17 protein-coding genes are annotated in these 15215 nt (G+C 70.0%); 8 read left to right on the top strand and 9 right to left on the bottom strand.

The features are described from left to right. The first annotated feature begins 58 nt into the window (after positions 1-58). Together IEY93_RS21635 and IEY93_RS38445 are read left to right on the top strand one after the other, a co-directional pair. Positions 59-997 (top strand): helical backbone metal receptor, encoded by a 939-nt coding sequence (locus tag IEY93_RS21635; RefSeq protein WP_203968447.1) that lies wholly within the window; start codon positions 59-61, stop codon positions 995-997. A 175-nt stretch (positions 998-1172) separates the two neighbouring features. After that, positions 1173-1457, top strand: a complete 285-nt coding sequence (locus IEY93_RS38445; protein ID WP_229691339.1) for a DUF1440 domain-containing protein — start codon at positions 1173-1175, stop codon at positions 1455-1457. 31 nt (positions 1458-1488) lie between these two features. On the opposite strand, the gene IEY93_RS21625 is transcribed toward IEY93_RS38445, so the two are convergent. Beyond that, positions 1489-1728 carry a hypothetical protein gene (locus IEY93_RS21625; protein ID WP_189164919.1) on the bottom strand — a complete coding sequence of 80 codons (240 nt, stop codon included), beginning with the start codon at positions 1726-1728 and terminating at the stop codon, positions 1489-1491. A gap of 367 nt (positions 1729-2095) precedes the next feature. Here IEY93_RS21625 and IEY93_RS21620 point away from each other — a divergent pair, with 367 nt between their 5' ends. Next, positions 2096-2305 carry an EF-hand domain-containing protein gene (locus tag IEY93_RS21620; protein WP_189164918.1) on the top strand — a complete coding sequence of 70 codons (210 nt, stop codon included), beginning with the start codon at positions 2096-2098 and terminating at the stop codon, positions 2303-2305. Between the two features lie 30 nt (positions 2306-2335). On the opposite strand, the gene IEY93_RS21615 is transcribed toward IEY93_RS21620, so the two are convergent. Together IEY93_RS21615 and IEY93_RS21610 are read right to left on the bottom strand one after the other, a co-directional pair. Next, complete coding sequence (locus IEY93_RS21615; RefSeq protein ID WP_189164917.1) at positions 2336-2911, bottom strand: hypothetical protein; 576 nt, start codon at positions 2909-2911, stop codon at positions 2336-2338. A gap of 394 nt (positions 2912-3305) precedes the next feature. Beyond that, positions 3306-4058 carry an SDR family NAD(P)-dependent oxidoreductase gene (locus IEY93_RS21610; protein WP_189164916.1) on the bottom strand — a complete coding sequence of 251 codons (753 nt, stop codon included), beginning with the start codon at positions 4056-4058 and terminating at the stop codon, positions 3306-3308. Between the two features lie 120 nt (positions 4059-4178). On the opposite strand from IEY93_RS21610, the gene IEY93_RS21605 reads away from it, so the two are divergent. Beyond that, positions 4179-5108 (top strand): AraC family transcriptional regulator, encoded by a 930-nt coding sequence (locus tag IEY93_RS21605; RefSeq protein ID WP_189164915.1) that lies wholly within the window; start codon positions 4179-4181, stop codon positions 5106-5108. Positions 5109-5331: 223 nt separating this feature from the next. Here the strand turns inward: IEY93_RS21605 and IEY93_RS21600 are convergent, their stop codons facing one another. The 4 genes from IEY93_RS21600 to IEY93_RS21585 all read right to left on the bottom strand — a co-directional run bounded on the left by IEY93_RS21600 (position 5332) and on the right by IEY93_RS21585 (position 8525). Further along, positions 5332-6609: a hypothetical protein gene (locus IEY93_RS21600; protein ID WP_189164914.1), complete on the bottom strand. Its 1278-nt coding sequence runs from the start codon at positions 6607-6609 to the stop codon at positions 5332-5334. Positions 6610-7127: 518 nt separating this feature from the next. Next, positions 7128-7772 (bottom strand): helix-turn-helix domain-containing protein, encoded by a 645-nt coding sequence (locus IEY93_RS21595; RefSeq protein WP_229691338.1) that lies wholly within the window; start codon positions 7770-7772, stop codon positions 7128-7130. 16 nt (positions 7773-7788) lie between these two features. Next, a complete protein-coding gene (locus IEY93_RS21590) occupies positions 7789-8133 on the bottom strand; it encodes a hypothetical protein (protein ID WP_189164913.1) in 345 nt (114 codons plus the stop codon). After that, positions 8130-8525: a hypothetical protein gene (locus tag IEY93_RS21585; RefSeq protein WP_189164912.1), complete on the bottom strand. Its 396-nt coding sequence runs from the start codon at positions 8523-8525 to the stop codon at positions 8130-8132. The genes IEY93_RS21590 and IEY93_RS21585 overlap by 4 nt, the downstream gene beginning before the upstream one ends. Before the next feature lie 167 nt (positions 8526-8692). Between IEY93_RS21585 and IEY93_RS21580 the strand changes: the two genes are divergently transcribed. Further along, positions 8693-10051, top strand: a complete 1359-nt coding sequence (locus IEY93_RS21580) for a helix-turn-helix domain-containing protein (protein ID WP_189164911.1) — start codon at positions 8693-8695, stop codon at positions 10049-10051. Between the two features lie 186 nt (positions 10052-10237). Then, positions 10238-10456 carry a hypothetical protein gene (locus IEY93_RS21575; protein ID WP_203968445.1) on the top strand — a complete coding sequence of 73 codons (219 nt, stop codon included), beginning with the start codon at positions 10238-10240 and terminating at the stop codon, positions 10454-10456. Positions 10457-10483: 27 nt separating this feature from the next. Here the strand turns inward: IEY93_RS21575 and IEY93_RS21570 are convergent, their stop codons facing one another. Together IEY93_RS21570 and IEY93_RS21565 are read right to left on the bottom strand one after the other, a co-directional pair. Continuing rightward, entirely contained in the window at positions 10484-11074 is a 591-nt protein-coding gene (locus tag IEY93_RS21570; RefSeq protein WP_189164910.1) for a hypothetical protein, read from the bottom strand. Next, positions 11071-12411, bottom strand: coding sequence for an AAA family ATPase (locus IEY93_RS21565; RefSeq protein ID WP_189164909.1), 1341 nt, complete (start codon positions 12409-12411; stop codon positions 11071-11073). The genes IEY93_RS21570 and IEY93_RS21565 overlap by 4 nt, the downstream gene beginning before the upstream one ends. 288 nt (positions 12412-12699) lie before the next feature. Between IEY93_RS21565 and IEY93_RS21560 the strand changes: the two genes are divergently transcribed. Both IEY93_RS21560 and IEY93_RS39585 read left to right on the top strand, forming a co-directional pair. Beyond that, a complete protein-coding gene (locus IEY93_RS21560) occupies positions 12700-13875 on the top strand; it encodes a homogentisate 1,2-dioxygenase (protein ID WP_189164908.1) in 1176 nt (391 codons plus the stop codon). Next, positions 13872-15215 (top strand): hypothetical protein (locus IEY93_RS39585; protein ID WP_308425759.1); only part of this gene is annotated, 1344 nt, incomplete at its 3' end. The genes IEY93_RS21560 and IEY93_RS39585, both read left to right, overlap by 4 nt.

The raw sequence follows: 15215 nt of genomic DNA, 5'->3' as shown, positions 1-15215 counted from the left end.
CGGCCGGCAGGCCGGGACGATACGGCGGCGGCACCCAGGCCGGGCAGGCCGGGACGATATGGCGGCGGTACGGCTGAGGGGAGGACGGGACGTGAGGGTGCGGCGTGACGATCTGGGGCTCACGGTGCCGGTGCCGGGCGAGGTGCGCCGGGTGGTGTCCCTGGTGCCGTCGCTGACCGAGTCGGTCGCGGCCACCGCGCCGGAGCTGCTGGTCGGGGCGACGGACTGGTGCTCGCATCCCGCCGATCTGGACGTGCCGAGGGTGCGCGGCACCAAGAATCCGGACATCGACGCGATCGTGGCGCTGCGCCCGGACCTGGTGATCGCCAATGAGGAGGAGAACCGCGTCCCCGATCTGGACGCGCTGCGCGCCGCCGGAGTGCCGGTCTGGGTCACGGTGGTCCGCACGCTGGACGACGCGCTGACGTCGCTGCGCCGGCTGCTGGTCACGGCGATGGGCCTGCCGGAGCCGCCATGGCTGACCGCCGCCGAACACGCCTGGTACGACACGGGCGCCCCGGCGCAGGCTGTATCAGGTACCGGCGCGACGGCCACCTCGCCCTCGCCCTCGCCCTCGCCGGATGAAGAGACCGCAGGCAACGGCGTCCCGGCTACGCCCGTCCCGGAGAGGGAGATGCGGCGGGCGGTGGTGCCGGTGTGGCGGAAGCCGTGGATGGTGGCGGGGCGGGACACCTTCGCCGGTGACCTGCTGCTGCGTCTCGGCGTGCGCAACCTCTACGCCGGCCACGCCGAGCGCTACCCGCGCGTCCCGCTCACCGAACTGCTGGCCGCGGGTCCCGATCTCGTCGTCCTGCCCGACGAGCCGTACCGCTTCACCGAGGACGACGGGCCGGGGTTCTTCCCCGGCGTCCCGGCGGCGCTGATCAGCGGCCGGCACCTCACCTGGTACGGCCCGTCGCTGGCCGAGGCGCGTACGGTGCTCGCCGCCGCTCTCGCCGAGGCCGTCGTTTCCACCCCCGGCGCCGCGGGCAGGTAGCCGCAATGCTGGACAACCTCGTCAAAGGCGCCGCCAGCGGAGTGATCGCGACCGGGGCCATGAGCGCCGTGATGGTCGCGGGCCGCCGGGCCGGCCTGGTCGGAGAACACCCGCCGAAGCGCATCGCCCGCGCGGCGCTTCCCGGGCCGAAGCACCGGCCGAAACCGGTGAGGGCGTGCTCGGGGCACTGGCGCACTTCGCGTTCGGAGCGGGCTGCGGCGGCCTGTTCGCGCTGGCCCTGGCCCGCCGCGAGCCGCGCGTGGCCGCGGGCGTCGCGTACGGGCTGGCGATCTGGGCGGTGAGCTACCAGGGATGGGTGCCGGGGCTCGGCATCATGCCGCCCGTCCACCGCGACCGGCCGGGACGACAGGCGATCATGGCCGCTGGGCACGTCGTCTACGGTACGGCGCTGGCGCTGGCCCTGCACCGCCTGCGCCGCGGCGGCCGAACCCCTGCCTGATCGACGAAGGGTGGTCTCCCCCGCGAATCGGTCAGGCTTCGCCGACGCGGCGGCGCAGGTCGTCGCGCCTGGCTTCCAGAGTCGTGATGAGCTGCTCCTGCTCGTCGGCCATGTTGATCAGCATGGAGGTCTCGACGGCGTCGGTCGGGCCCTCCGAGCGGTCGCCGACGCTCCCGCGCAGATCGGCCAGCGTCTCACGCAGTTTGGCCAGGTCTTCCTCTACTGTGCGCAGCTCTTCGCGCAGGTCGGCCTCGTCGCTTCCGGCGGCCATCGCCGCTCACCTCTTCCTGCCAGTCGTCGCCGCTCCCCGCCGGTCACCGGCGAGTCCCGGCGTCCTGCCGGGGCACGGCCTGCCTCGTCACGCCGGCACGTCCGCCACTCGCGACCCGGTGTTCACGCTGGCCGATCTTAACCGACACGAAAGACATACCCCCAGGCCGGTCCGCGACCCCGCGCGCCGTCTCCTCCCCGCCTACCCCGGATCCCGGGTCGTAGGCCGAAGCCGGCCGCCCTCGCCGGGCCGGGAGCGATACCGGCGTCGTGAAGCCTGCCAAGAGTGACGTAAGTGAATGAAACCCCGGAACGGTGGCAGTGAGCCCACTAGGGTTCTGGACGACCGATCACTCGAGGAGTGGGCAATGAGCGATTACGCGGTGACCTTCGACCTGGTCGACGCCGACAAGGACGGGCTGATCTCGGCCGGAGAGCTGCAGCGGCTGATGGACGTCCTCGGCCAGCCGGTCTCCCCCGAGGCCGCCCAGGCGGCCGTACAGAAGCTCGACCTGGACGGCGACGGCCGCATCTCGCTGGAGGAGTTCTCCCGCTACCTCGCCGCCACCACCGGGTGACCCGCCGCGCCCGGCCTGCGGGAGACCGGGTCAGGTGAGACCGCTCACGAAGTCCTCGTCGCGGATCGCGAGATAGATGTTCGGCCGGTGGGCCCGCATCGCCTGGTCGATGGGGTCGATGTGCCGGGGCGCGGAGCCCAGTGGGAGGCGGTACCCGACGCGGTGCGCCTTCCACAGGTGCTCCATCTCCGGATGGCGGGTGCGGAAGCCGGGGTCGGCCGGGAACAGGTCGAGCCGCACCCGCACCTTGCGCGGCAGCAGGTAGTCGGCCGGGCCGAACCTGCGCTGGACGGTACGCGAGATGGCGACCCCGGACAGTTCGGTCCAGGCGACGGCCCAGGAGGTGCCGCGCGGGTCGTCCCAGCGGATGCCGGGCTGCTCGATGACCAGCCTGCGCGGCCGGGTGATCGCCCGCCAGGCGACCAGCGGGATCAGCCCCACGGCGATGAAGACCACGCCGAGGACGCCGGCCGCGACGACGACGCCCGTACCGCCCGCCACCTGGCCGGTCAGCGCGGACACCAGCGAGATCAGCCCGACCACGCCTGCGGCCACGCCGCTCGCCACGGCTCTGCCCTTGCTGCCCGCGCCCAGGTCGACGACCACCGGTTGCGCCCCGGGCCGGGGATGAGCGGGCGGCCGGCCACCCGGCACGAGGCGATGCGCCGGCGACTGGACGAACGGCGTCCCGGACGGCTGGGAGGTCTCGGACGCCGCGGCGTCCGGCCGATCCGGCTCGCCCGGCCACGCGGGCGGTGGCGGCCACTGCGCATGCGGTGGGGCCGGCCACCGCGGGGCGTGCGAGGCCGCTCCGTGCGGCCGCCTTGTCAGTGGATGCCGTGGAGCGATCTCCGGTCCCTGTCCCCGATATGCCACATGGCGATGTTAAAGGGAAACATGACAGTTATGTCGACTTGGAGGACAAAATCCAAGTCGAGGCCTGTGTGTACCGTGACGTTCGCCGGCCACGGTTCTGTTCCCCCCGCCGTGTGGTGCCTGCTCAGATCTGGTTCGCGCCACCGTCGACGTCGATGTTCGCGCCGACGACGTAGCTGCTCTGTTCCGAGGCCAGGAAGGCCACGACCGCGGCGGCCTCCTCGGGCCGGCCCATGCGACCCTTGGCCACGGTCGCGGCGACATTCTCCTTGACGGCCCGGGCGGTCTCCTCGTCGCCGAAAACGGCGGTGCCCCCGGGAGTCTCGATCCATGCCGGCGAGACCACGTTGACCCGGATGCCACGATCCTTGAGCTCGTTGGACCACGTCCGCGCGAAGGACCGGATGGCCGCCTTCGACGCCGCGTACGCGCCGAACGCCTCCACTCCACGCTCGCCGGCCGTCGAACCGACCAGGACGATCGAGGCTCCGTCGTTGAGCAGCGGCAACGCCTTCTGCACGGTGAACAGCGTGCCTCGGACGTTGACCGCGAAGGTCTGGTCGAAGTGCTCCTCGGTGGTCTGTTCCAGCGTCATGAACGCACCGATCGCCGCGTTCGCCACGAGCACGTCCAGACCCTTGCCTCGCGCACGAACCGTCTCGTAGAGCCGGTCCAGGTCCTGCGGCTTCGCGATGTCGCCGGCGACCGCGGCGGCCCGGTCCGCTCCGATGGTCTTGACGGCGGTCTCCAGCTCGGCCTCGCGCCGGCCGGTGACGAACACGTACGCACCCTCGTCCGCCAGCCGTACGGCGGCGGCCAGGCCGATCCCGCTGCTCCCCCCGGTGACCACCGACGTCTTGCCTGCCAGCTGTCCCATATCTGTGTCTCCATCGCTCTCGATGCCGATCCGTTCGACATCGATACTGCGGGAGAACGGACGTACGATCCATGATGCAGAGTCCGGGGTTCTTTATGTATCGTCCAGGAGGTGCCGTCAGTGCTCGGATTTCGGGATCCAGTGGCCGACGCGATCGGCCTGCTCAGGCCCCGCACGGTGATCGGGCCCAGCCTCCGGGCCGCGGGAGAGTGGGCATTGCGCTTCGACACGTTCTTGCACGTGCGGATCGGGGGCCTCGTACGCGGCACGTGCTGGTTGATCCTCGACGGACACGAGCCGGTGCTCCTGAACGAGGGTGACACCTTCATGCTGGGCAACCCGCCGCCCTACGTGCTGGCCGGCACGCTCGACGCGAGCCCGCGCCCTGCGGAGCCGGTGTGGGCGGGTGCCGAGGACGGGCTCGTGCGGATCGGCCCGGAGTCCGAGGAGGATCTCTACCTCTGCGTCGGGCACATCGCGTTCGACGACGGCAACGCGGCCCTCCTGACCGATCTGCTGCCGCCGCTCGTGATCGTCCGCGCGGGCGATCCTCAGGGCAGGCGGCTCGCGCCGCTGATCGATCTCCTGGCCACCGAGATCGGGATCGCCGCCGCCGGCGGCCCGCTGGTGCAGAACCACCTCGCACAGATCCTGCTCGTGCACATGCTGCGTGTTCACGCCGGTCGGACGGACCGGCCCACCGGCTGGCTGGGCGCCCTGAACGAGGACGGCATCGGTGCCGCCCTGCGCGCCCTGCACGCGGACATGGCCCACTCCTGGAGCCTCAAGGAGCTCGCCGAGATCAGCCACATGTCGCGTTCCGCGTTCGCCCAGGCCTTCAAGAGCCACGTCGGGGTCCCGCCGCTGGAGTACCTGATCCAATGGCGCATGAGCCTCGCGCGCGACGCCCTCGCCCGCGACACTCTGTCGATCTCCGAGCTCGCACGGGCCACGGGCTACCTGTCCGAGAGCGCGTTCAGCACCGCGTTCCGCCGCGTGGTCGGCTCATCGCCCGCACAGTTCCGGAGCCGGGCACGGCGACCCGAGTGATCGAAGCCTGGGGCGCGCAGGACGGCGATCGCACCCCGCTGGCGGCGCCTTCCGCCGCCCCGGTGGCGACCGGCCAGGACCGGGCCTTGCGTTCCCGGCCTCCAGGGACCGGGAGACAAGGCCGCCCCGCCAACGAGAACCCCCGCCGCCCGGGGGTGTGGGCGACGGGGGTGAAGGCCGGCCCGGCCGGGAGGGAGGAGAACCCGGTCGGCGCGGCGATGAATCAGTCGGTCACGTAGACCTGGCTGAAGACCTCGGACAGCTTCTTGACGTCCTGGGCGATGCCGACCTCGGGAGACGCCGGGCTGTACATGGTGGACAGGCGCCGCTGGAGCGGCTGCAGCTTGGTGAGCTGGTCCCAGGTGGGCGTCGCGGCGAGGCCCGCACCCATGACCCGGTAGGTCGCGCCCGAGGTGTCCTGCCAGCGGGTCCACAGGTTGACGGTCGCCGCCCCGTCCTTGAGCGGAGTGGCGATGCGGGCCTGCGTCGCGGCGGCGGCCTGCTCGGCGGTCAGCGGCGAGGCGTCCTTGCCGGCCAGCCCGGCGTCCTCGGCGGCGATCTGCGCGAGCGTGTCCCACGCCAGGGACTTCACCTTGCTCCACTGGTTGCGCTGAGCCTGCTCCGGGGTGATCTTCCAGGTGGCGTAGGCCGACTGGAGCAGTCCGGAGTCCAGGGCGAGCTGGTCGACCGATCCCGAGGTGAGCAGCGGCTCGATGTGCTCGGGGCTGAGCAGCGGGTACTTCTTGGCCATCTCGGCGGCGCACGGGTCGTTCGCGCCGCAGCCGAAGGACGGGACCACCGTGTGGACGCCGAGCTTCTTGCCCGGAGCGGCCGTGTGCAGCGCCGTCGCGGCGGCGGTGACGAACGCGTTCATCTCCTCGGCCGTCTTGACCGCGCCGTTGTAGCCGAGCTGGGAGGTGAACCGGATGCCGACGACGCCCGGCTGCGCGGCGAGCGCGGCGACCTTCCGGACGGCCGCGGCGAACGCCGCCGTACCGGCCTGGTAGTCGTCCAGTAGCTCGGTGTCCACCCACACGCGCATCTTGCTGGCCGCGGCGGCGGCGATGGCCTGGCCTGCCGCGGTCTTGGCCGCGGCGGCGATCTCCTCGGGGGACACCGAGCAGGTCTCGCCCGCGGTCTGGCAGGTGGGCGGGGTGTTGTCGTCCTGGTACCCCTCGGGGGCCGGGTCGCCTTCGCCGTGGGCCTCGCCGTCACCCTCGCCCTCGGCGGAGCACGCCTCGACCGTGCAGTCGATCCAGCCGACCGGGTACTCGCCCGCCTCCTTGAGCTTGGCGCCGTCGTCCTTGGCCCAGAACCGGACGATGTCCAGCGCCTCGGCCGGGTCGGCCATCCAGAAGCACTGCGGGTCGGACTGGGAGCCGCCGTTGGTGACGTTCTTGCAGTCTTCCTTGCCGTCCGCGGAGAACGCCGACGCGGCCGGCAGCCCCACCGCGAGAACGGTGAGGGCGGCGCTGAGGGCGAGTGCTCTCCTGATTCGCATCAAGCGGCTCCTTGGGCGGGGGGCGATATCACCGTTGATCGTCCCATAAACGATCGAAACGACTGTATCGGGCACATCTCTACACGACCAGAGGAACCACGGGATTTACTCGCGTTCGCAGCAACCTCACAGGATGCATCCCGCCCCCCTCCTCACCTCGCATGATCCCCGAAGACGCCCAGCCCACGCCCACTGCCCACCCCGTCGATATCCATGCGCACGCACGGGCGGCGGCACCGGGACAGGCGACCCCGTCCCTGGATTTCGCCGTCCGGTCCGCCCCGCATCACCGCCCGTTCCAGCGACCTTCGATCACTTTTCACCGGCCACCCCGACCTCACACCACTCGCGTCCCCACCCGCCGCGAACACGGCACGGCGCCTGCCGGACGCCGAGCGAGCGGGCCGGCGCTGACGGAGTGCCGCGGACGGATCAGCGCCACCCCATCGACCGCGAATCCGGTGAACTCGGATCGCCGAGCACCCCGCGCCCTGTCGGCCGTCCGGCGCCACGGCGGCTCAGGCGAGGGCTTCGCCGAGTTCGGCGGCGGCGGCGGCCACGCGCGGGCCGACGGCGGCGGCGTCGAGGGCGCCGAAGGTCACCACACCCACCGACGCCTCCAGCCACGACAGGTGGGGCAGCGGCGCGGCGATGCCCCTGGCCCCCTCCTGCAGTTGCCCCTCTGTGACGGTGTAGTCGGTACGGCCCTCGCGCCGGGCCAGGATCGCCAGCCCGGCCGCGCCGCGCGACAGCGGATGGCGGGCGCCCTCGCGATAGGCCACGTGCATGTCGGTCCAGGTGGGCTCGACCACCGCGATGGCGAGCCCTTCGTCGCCCTCCGCCACGGTCAGGTGGGCGGTGGCCCCGGTGTACTCGGCGAGCCGGCGCAGCGCGGGCAAGGCCGCGGCCCGCAGCAGGGGCTGGACGGCCCGCGCCAGTGCCAGGACGCCGAAGCCGAGATGAGCGCGCCCTTCGGCGTCCCGCCGGGCGAAGCCCTCGTTCTGCAGCGTGGTGAGCAACCGGTAGACGACCGGCCGGCTCAACCCGAGCTCCTGCGCGAGCTCGGTCGGCGTCCGGCCGCGATGGCCGTCGGCGAGCAGCCGCAGCAGCCGCAGCCCCCGCTCCAGGGTCTGGGCCGACTCCGGCCTCCCCTTCTGATCCACCCTCCCGATTATCCGCTCACCCTGCCGTGTCCGCGGCGATGGCCTCGGCGGCGTGGGCCGGGTCACCCACCGTGTACGCCTGAACGGGCAGGCCGTCGGGGCGCTTGACCAGGTACCAGGCTCCGCCGCCGGGTACGTCGACCACCGCGACGGTGACCACGAACCGGCCGCCCCCGTACACGTCCATTTCGGGCGGCAGCAGGAAGCCCTTGTCGAAGCCCCAGCGCATGGGCAGATGGACGCGCTCGACGTGGCGGCAGCGCAGATCGTAGGGCTCCATGTGCTTGGCCAGCTCGCGCAGCGCCCGGCGGTGCTCCTCCGCTCGCTCTTCCGGCATGCCGTACATCAGCGTGCTCGTCATCCCCGGCTCCCCGCCCGCATCCCGCGGCGCGGCGTCGACGCCTCCGGGGTCCGCGGGAGAGGGACCAGGCGCCTGCTCTCGGAGTCGCGCATGAGGGCGCGCAGCTCCCCGCAGGTGGTGGCCTCGATCAGCGGCTCCGCGACCTCGGCCATGCGGGCGATGGCGTAGAAGCGGCGCGAGTAGACCCCGTAGATCACCAGCCACCCGGGTTCCAGCAGGCCGAGCTGCCCGGCCCTGGCCTGCTGCTTCTCGTCCCACACCTGCCCATCGCCCCTGGCCGGAGACTCGGGCACCGCCGCGCGCCCTCCGAGGCGGTGCCGGCCGGTAGGGGGACGTCGCGAGAACGGGAGGCGGCCGCGGCCGGGACGGCGGCGCGCATCGAGGAGGGCCATGTCGTACTCCTGATCGACCTGTGGACAACTCGGCGAACTGACGTTCTGTAGTCGACTCATCATTTAGAGTCATCAGTACGTTCGTACGCGGCCAGGAGTCCGGCAAGAGCCGATCGGAATTGCTGATCCATTGACGATCGGCTGGCCCTGCGGGAAGGAGAAACGGCATGCCCGCCCCCCGGAAAGACAGTGACCGTTATCGGTCGATGGCACACTATTTCGGCGCGCTTATTCGCGATCTTCGCGATTCGTACGAGGCGCGGGTCGGCGAGCGGCTGACCATGGCGGAGTTGGCGTCCCGCGCGGGCTACTCCGCCTCGGTGATCGGCCAGATCGAGCGCGGCGAGGCCCTCCCTGAGACCGGCAAGCGTGTGCGCGCGCTGGACGACGCGCTACGGGCGGATGGGCAGCTGACATTGTTGTGGCCGGTGGTGCAACGCCTCGGAAACCACCCCATCAACGACCTCGCCGCCGCGACAAATCGCATTACTCGGGGTTACCGTGAAAACGGAACCTGCGCCCTCACCGGAGGAGATGACATGGAACGCCGCCATTTGCTGCAATTGGCCAGTTTGGGGCTGCTCGCCCAATCTCCGATCTTCAACACCGGCGAGCACGTCAGGCAGATGCTCGAACGCTCCCTCGGCGTGCCCAGCGGCGGCTCCGAAGATCACTGGGAGGCCGTCTGTGCCGACCACCTGCGCGCCCTGCTCAACCAGCCACCCCGCCAGGCGCTCGACGACCTGGTGGTCGACCTCGCCCTGCTGTACCAGCAGATGTCCGTCGCGCCCGCCGACCAGATCACCCGCTTGCAACGCATCGCGGCCTGGATGTCGCAGATGCACGCCAACCTGCTCACCAGGCTCGGCGAGTACGGCCAGGCCCTGCGCTGGTGGCGCACCGCCCGCCAGGCCGCCGATGCCTCCCAGGACATCGACATGCGCGTCTGGGTTCGCGGCAGCGAGGCCGTGTTCGGCCTCTACTCCCCCCGCTCCCTCGACTCGGTGCTCACCCTCGCCCGCAGCGCCCAGTCCCTCGCAACCGAGCGCCTCACCCCCGGCCTACTTCAGGCCGTCAGCGCGGAAGCCCAGACCTTGGCCGTGATGGGCAAGAACCAGGAGGCCTGCGATTCCGTCCAGCGACTGCACGACCTCGTCGAACGTGCACAGTTGAAGGGACGTTTCGGCTGGTCGGGCGACCAAGCCTTCTTCGTCTCCTCCTGGGTGCACTCCTTCGGCGGGGACTCCGAGGCCGCGCGGGAGGCACGCGACAGCACGTTCGCGCAGTCGCCGTGCTACCAGAACGCCACGAACGTCCGCCTGCACGAGGCGATCAGCGTCGCCCGCAGCGGCGGTCACAACGAAGCGCTCCAACTCGTCACCCAGGTGCTCACCGATCTCGACCCCGCCTACCGCAGCCGCATGATCACCCACACCGCCCGCAGAGTCCTCGACACCGTCCCCCTCGACAAGCGGGCCGCCCTCCCCGACTACCGCACCGCCCTCAACACCCCGATCCCCACCTGAACGAACGCCGTGAAAGCAGCGATCCGCCGCTGATCGGCCGAGTCCAGGTCCTGGCCGTCCTCCACCTCCCGACCAGCGCCCATCATCCAGGTGGCAGAACACTGCCTGGGTGTGTCCAGTGGCCGGGCGAACAGGTAGGCGGTGAAATGGCACCAGCATCTGCCACGGCGATCAGGGAGCAGCCGGGTGAGCGTCAAGCAGTACGTCATCACCGACGAGCAGTGGCCTCATGTCCGCACCATCTGGGACTACCACCAGATGCACCACGACCTGCGTCGCTGTGATGTGGCCATTGCCCTGGGCAGCCATGATCTGGGGGTCGCAGGTCCGGCGGCCGAGTTGTACCACGTCGGGTGGTTCCCGCTGCTCGTCTTCTCCGGCGCCACCGTCCCAGCGGCTCGCTGATCTGGCCTGGTCGACCGGAGCCACGAGTTACCTCTGACTCTGCTCAACACCCGACCGTAGATCCGCGCCGACGCCGTCCACAGCGGCTTTATAGTTCTCGATCTTTCTGGAATCCTCGGTGCGGGCCCCGGCTTCGAGCCAGCGGCAGGCTTCCTCCTCCGGTCTTGCCGGATTGACCCAAACCATGGATCCGACCACTTTCGCCTCATCTGCGAAGTGCCCCAACAGCTTCCGCATCCTGTCATCCAACGAAGCGATCGAGCCATCGGCGGCTTCAGCGGCCACCACCAGCAGCAGATCCTTCCGAATAGCAGACTTGTTCTTCTCGCTCAACTCCATGTCATCCAACGCGGCGAGCAGCGCAGCAAGGAGGTCACCTTCAGGTGTAAGCCGAAGGATCTTGTTGCGGCGCTGCATGGAGGCGAACCAGATGACGGCGAAGTTCGACCTGTGCTTACGCCATTCCGCGCCGATCTCTCTGGTCATGACCAACTTATGACCGACCTTGGAAATCGCCAGCAGAAACTCCCGGCAGAGCACGGACGTGGGATTCTCCGTCGTACCCGCCGCCCTCGCGACGGAGGCGTCAACGACGAGACGGCGGGACATCTTCGTCACTCGGCGCCTCCGCCGGCGGCATCGAGATATCTCGACTCGACATCGAGAAGCACTTCATCGAAGTCTTCCGGCCAGTCACCGAAGGATCCGGCCTGGTCCAACTCAGCGGACGCCACGGTGGTGTAGCCCGTCTCACTGTCTCTGCTGAACCAATGAAGTACGACATCATCCTGGTCGATCTCGTGTAGCGCCACGAGCGTCTGCACGGCACGGACGAACATGGCACTGTGCGTTTCAATGATGACACGTACACCACGCATGACCGCGCGTTTCACAAGTTGCGCGAAAGCCACCTGCGCTCGCGGGTGCAGGTGAATCTCAGGCTGTTCGAGATAGACCAACTGGTCACTTTCGGCGGCCAGTAGGGCGACGACCACCGGCAATGTCTGGGAAACCCCGAACCCCACATCCGCAATGTTCACCACATCCAGATGGCCGTCTCGGGTGACACGGGGAAGACGTCCGACCAGAAGTTCGACCTGCGTGTCATCCAATCGCCGCGCCTCGACCGTCCAGGTGAGCCCCAACTCCTCGAGATCCCTCTGCAGGCCTCTGATCTTTTCCTTGGCGTCCCTGGCCTGCCAGGCCGCGACCATCCCCGCAGTATAGGCTTCAAAAGTGCCTGGGTAACGGCCGTCTATTGCCGTTGTTCGATACGTTCTGCGCGGATTCCCGCGAAGGGCTGGGAGGTGAATAATCCGCAGGGCAGCAGACTCGAGTAGCGCAGGAGATGTCCTGGGCAAGTTGAGAACAAGCTCGTCGGTCTCTCTGTCGAGTACGACTGCCAGGGTCAAGAAAGAGCGATCACGTATGACGGCGAGCTCCCCGCCGAACCGGCGAATATCAAGCGGATTCTCTTCTCCTCGCCCGGTCGTGGCGGCGGGGAGAACGTTCGCTATCTCCGCATGGGTCATGTGCTCGGTGAGGGTCACGGGTGCTTGCTGCTCCGGGACGAACCAACCGGACACTTCGAGCACCCGGATGTCCCCTTCAGGGTCCTTCCCGAAAGTCAGCCGGGTTTCTTTGTCGCCGACCATGATGCCGACGGAGAATTTTTCACTCGGCATCGGCCCTCTCGAGAGAACTTGCTCGATCTTGGTTATGCTGACGTTCGGCCCGTCCAGCTGAAGCGGACCCGGATCGTACGGCGCCTCCATCGTCTGCTTCAACAACAAGAGCGGCTGAATGATGCTCGACTTTCCGGCGCTGTTGACGCCGGCAATGATGGTGAGAGGCTTGATTGCTATGCTTTGCGGCTGACGGAGAGACTTGTACCCTTCTACCGAGATTCTGGTGATGCCACGTTCTCGCGAGCCTGCCGGAACCGCCGTACTCAATGGGTCCTCCGATCCTCATCGCACAACATAGCGCTTCCCCCACCGCCTGATGCGGTCACCTGGGTCTGCGCACACGCCATCGAAAGAGGTGCACTTGGCACCCGTAGGCAGCGCACTGTTTCGGCGCTCTCATCGGCGGCGGGAGATGCCCACCCAGCCCTCCGCTTGGGCTCCGCTATGCGTCGGGCCAGGCAGGGGCGTGGTGTCAGTTGACATCGGGAGGAGGATGGCGGATCGTCGTTCGTATAGAGGACAACGTTGTCCGATATGCGTACACCAGGAGGGGCGATGCCGTACTACCGCACCGTCGGCGAGGTGCCGCGCAAACGTCACATCCAGTTCCGCAGGCCGGACGGCGGGCTGTACGCCGAGGAACTGATGGGCGAAGAGGGCTTCTCCTCCGACTCCTCGCTGCTCTACCACCGCCATCTGCCCACGGCCATCGTCAAGGCCGAGGCCGTGCCCGATGTGGTGCGCACGGCGCTGTCGCCGAACCTCCCCCTGTCTCCCCGGCATTTCCGCACACAGAACCTCCCGGTGGGCGGTGACCTGGTGAGCGGGCGGCAGCCGCTGGCCGGCAACGCCGACGTCCGCATGTCGTACGCCGCCGCCGACCGGCCGAGCGAGCTGTACCGCGACTCCAAGGGCGACGAGTGCGTCTACATCGCGAGCGGGCGGGTGCGCTTCGAGTCCACGTACGGGGTGATCGAGGCCGGCGAGGGCGACTACGTGGTCATTCCCACCGGCACCATCCACCGCTGGGTCCCATTGGACAGCACCACGGTGCGGGCGCTGGTGATCGAGGCCGCGGGGCACATCCGGCCGCCCAAGCGCTACCTGTCGCAGTACGGGCAGTTCCTGGAGCACGCGCCGTACTGCGAGCGCGACCTGCGCGCCCCGGCCGAGCCGCTGGTCGTGGAGGAGGGCGAGACGCCCGTCCTGGTGCGGACCCGGGGCGGCCTGACCCGGCTCACCTACGCCCACCACCCGTTCGACGTGGTCGGCTGGGACGGCTGCCTGTACCCCTACGCGTTCAACATCGCCGACTTCGAGCCGGTCGTGAAGCGTACGCACGCGCCGCCGCCGGTGCACCAGACCTTCGAAGGGCCGGGCTTCGTCGTCTGCTCGTTCTGCCCGCGCCCGCTGGACTTCCACCCCGAGGCCGTGCCGATCCCCTACAACCACCACAACGTGGACTCCGACGAGTTCATGTTCTACGTGGGCGGCGACTACACGGCCCGCAAGGGGTCGGGCATCGACCTCGGCTCCATCTCGCTGCACCCGGCCGGCTTCACCCACGGGCCGCAGCCGGGCGCGGTGGAGGCCGCCGTCGAGGCGATGCGCAAGGGCGGGACGGTGACCAGCGAACTGGCCGTCATGGTCGACACCTTCCGGCCGCTCGACCTGGGCGACGCGGCCCTGGCCTGCGAGGATCCCGGTTACGCCTGGACGTGGGCCCGATGACCGAGCCGGACCGTCCCGTCCCGGCCCCCGGGCCCGGCGATGCGCCGAGCGCGATGGAGACGTTGCTGCGCGCGCTCGTGGACGACGCCGGGCTGTACCCTCCGACGTCGCTGCACATGTCGCGAGCGCTGGAGCGGCACTACGCCGATGAGGACACGGCCGAGCCGCTGCTCACGCACCGCCTGCTGTGCCCCGCGAGCCGCCTGGCCGAGCTGCGCGCCTCGCTGACCCGCCCGATCAGGCTGGGTGTCATCGTCGACACGCCCGAGCCGCCGGACCTCGCCGCTCTGGCCTCCGCCGATCCGGCGATCGAGGTCGACTGGTTCGAGGCGCCATTGCCGCCGGAGTCCACCGTCGTCGCCGTCGCCGACCGGCTCCTGCGCGACAACCGCGACAACCGCTCCACGGCTCCCGGCGTGATGGCCGGGAGCGGGCCGGGAACGGCCGGGACGTCGCGGGTGCCGGTGCGGTTGTTCGTCGAGGTGGCTCCGGACGGGGCGCACCAGGTGCCGGAGGGGGTGGGGCTGAAGGTCCGCTGCGGCGGCGCCACCCCCGACCTGTTCCCCTCCCCGCACGAGCTGGGCGCGTTCATCCGCACCTGCGTCGAGCAGGGCACGCCGTTCAAGGCGACCGCCGGCCTGCACCACGCCGTCCGCCACCCCGATCCCATGCTGGGCGTCTACCGGCACGGGTTCCTCAACCTGCTGCTGGCCGTGTGCGTGGCGGTCCAGGGACGTGACCCGGTGCCGGTGCTGGAGAGCATGGACAAGGCGGAGCTGGTCGCGCTGGCGCGGGCCATCCCCCTGGGGGTGGCACGGCGGGCCAGGGAGCTGCTGGTCGCCTACGGCTCCTGCAACACCGCCACCCCGGCGGACGACCTGCGCGAGCTCGGCCTGCTGCCCGGCACGCCGCAGAGCGTCGCGCGGGAGACGGCCGCCGTCACAGAGCACGTCAGAGAGGACATCGTGACTTCCACCTGGGTGCCCGGCGCGGACGCCACCCCTTACACCGTGGCCAACCTGCCGTACGGCATCTTCTCCCGGCCCGGCGAGCCCGCGCGGGCCGGGGTGCGCATCGGCGACCACGTGCTCGACCTCGCGCCCGTCCTGCACGACGAGGTGTTCGCGACCGGGAGCCTGAACGGCTTCCTGGCCCGCGGGCGTACGGCCTGGCGGGACACGCGGCGGCTGCTCCAGCGGCTGCTGGCCGCCGACACCAGGGAGGTCTCGGCCAACCGGGCGGCGCTCGAACCGCACCTGATCCCGCTGCGCCAGGTGCGCCTCCACCTGCCGGTCGAGATCGGCGACTACGTCGACTTCTACTGCTCGCTGGAGCACGCG

This window comes from Sphaerisporangium melleum, from assembly GCF_014646695.1.
Lineage (GTDB): Bacteria > Actinomycetota > Actinomycetes > Streptosporangiales > Streptosporangiaceae > Sphaerisporangium > Sphaerisporangium melleum.
Note: the sequence above shows the minus strand (reverse complement) of the source record. Positions and strands in the feature narration are given on the sequence as shown.

What these genes read in the sequence shown, in the direction of transcription:
- IEY93_RS21635 (WP_203968447.1), top strand. Translation starts at nt 59, where the DNA reads ATGGCGGCGGTACGGCTGAGGGGAGGACGGGACGTGAGGGTGCGGCGT.
- IEY93_RS21625 (WP_189164919.1), bottom strand. Translation starts at nt 1,728, where the DNA reads ATGGCCGCCGGAAGCGACGAGGCCGACCTGCGCGAAGAGCTGCGCACA.
- IEY93_RS21620 (WP_189164918.1), top strand. Translation starts at nt 2,096, where the DNA reads ATGAGCGATTACGCGGTGACCTTCGACCTGGTCGACGCCGACAAGGAC.
- IEY93_RS21610 (WP_189164916.1), bottom strand. Translation starts at nt 4,058, where the DNA reads ATGGGACAGCTGGCAGGCAAGACGTCGGTGGTCACCGGGGGGAGCAGC.
- IEY93_RS21600 (WP_189164914.1), bottom strand. Translation starts at nt 6,609, where the DNA reads ATGCGAATCAGGAGAGCACTCGCCCTCAGCGCCGCCCTCACCGTTCTC.
- IEY93_RS21590 (WP_189164913.1), bottom strand. Translation starts at nt 8,133, where the DNA reads ATGACGAGCACGCTGATGTACGGCATGCCGGAAGAGCGAGCGGAGGAG.
- IEY93_RS21585 (WP_189164912.1), bottom strand. Translation starts at nt 8,525, where the DNA reads ATGGCCCTCCTCGATGCGCGCCGCCGTCCCGGCCGCGGCCGCCTCCCG.
- IEY93_RS21580 (WP_189164911.1), top strand. Translation starts at nt 8,693, where the DNA reads ATGCCCGCCCCCCGGAAAGACAGTGACCGTTATCGGTCGATGGCACAC.
- IEY93_RS21560 (WP_189164908.1), top strand. Translation starts at nt 12,700, where the DNA reads ATGCCGTACTACCGCACCGTCGGCGAGGTGCCGCGCAAACGTCACATC.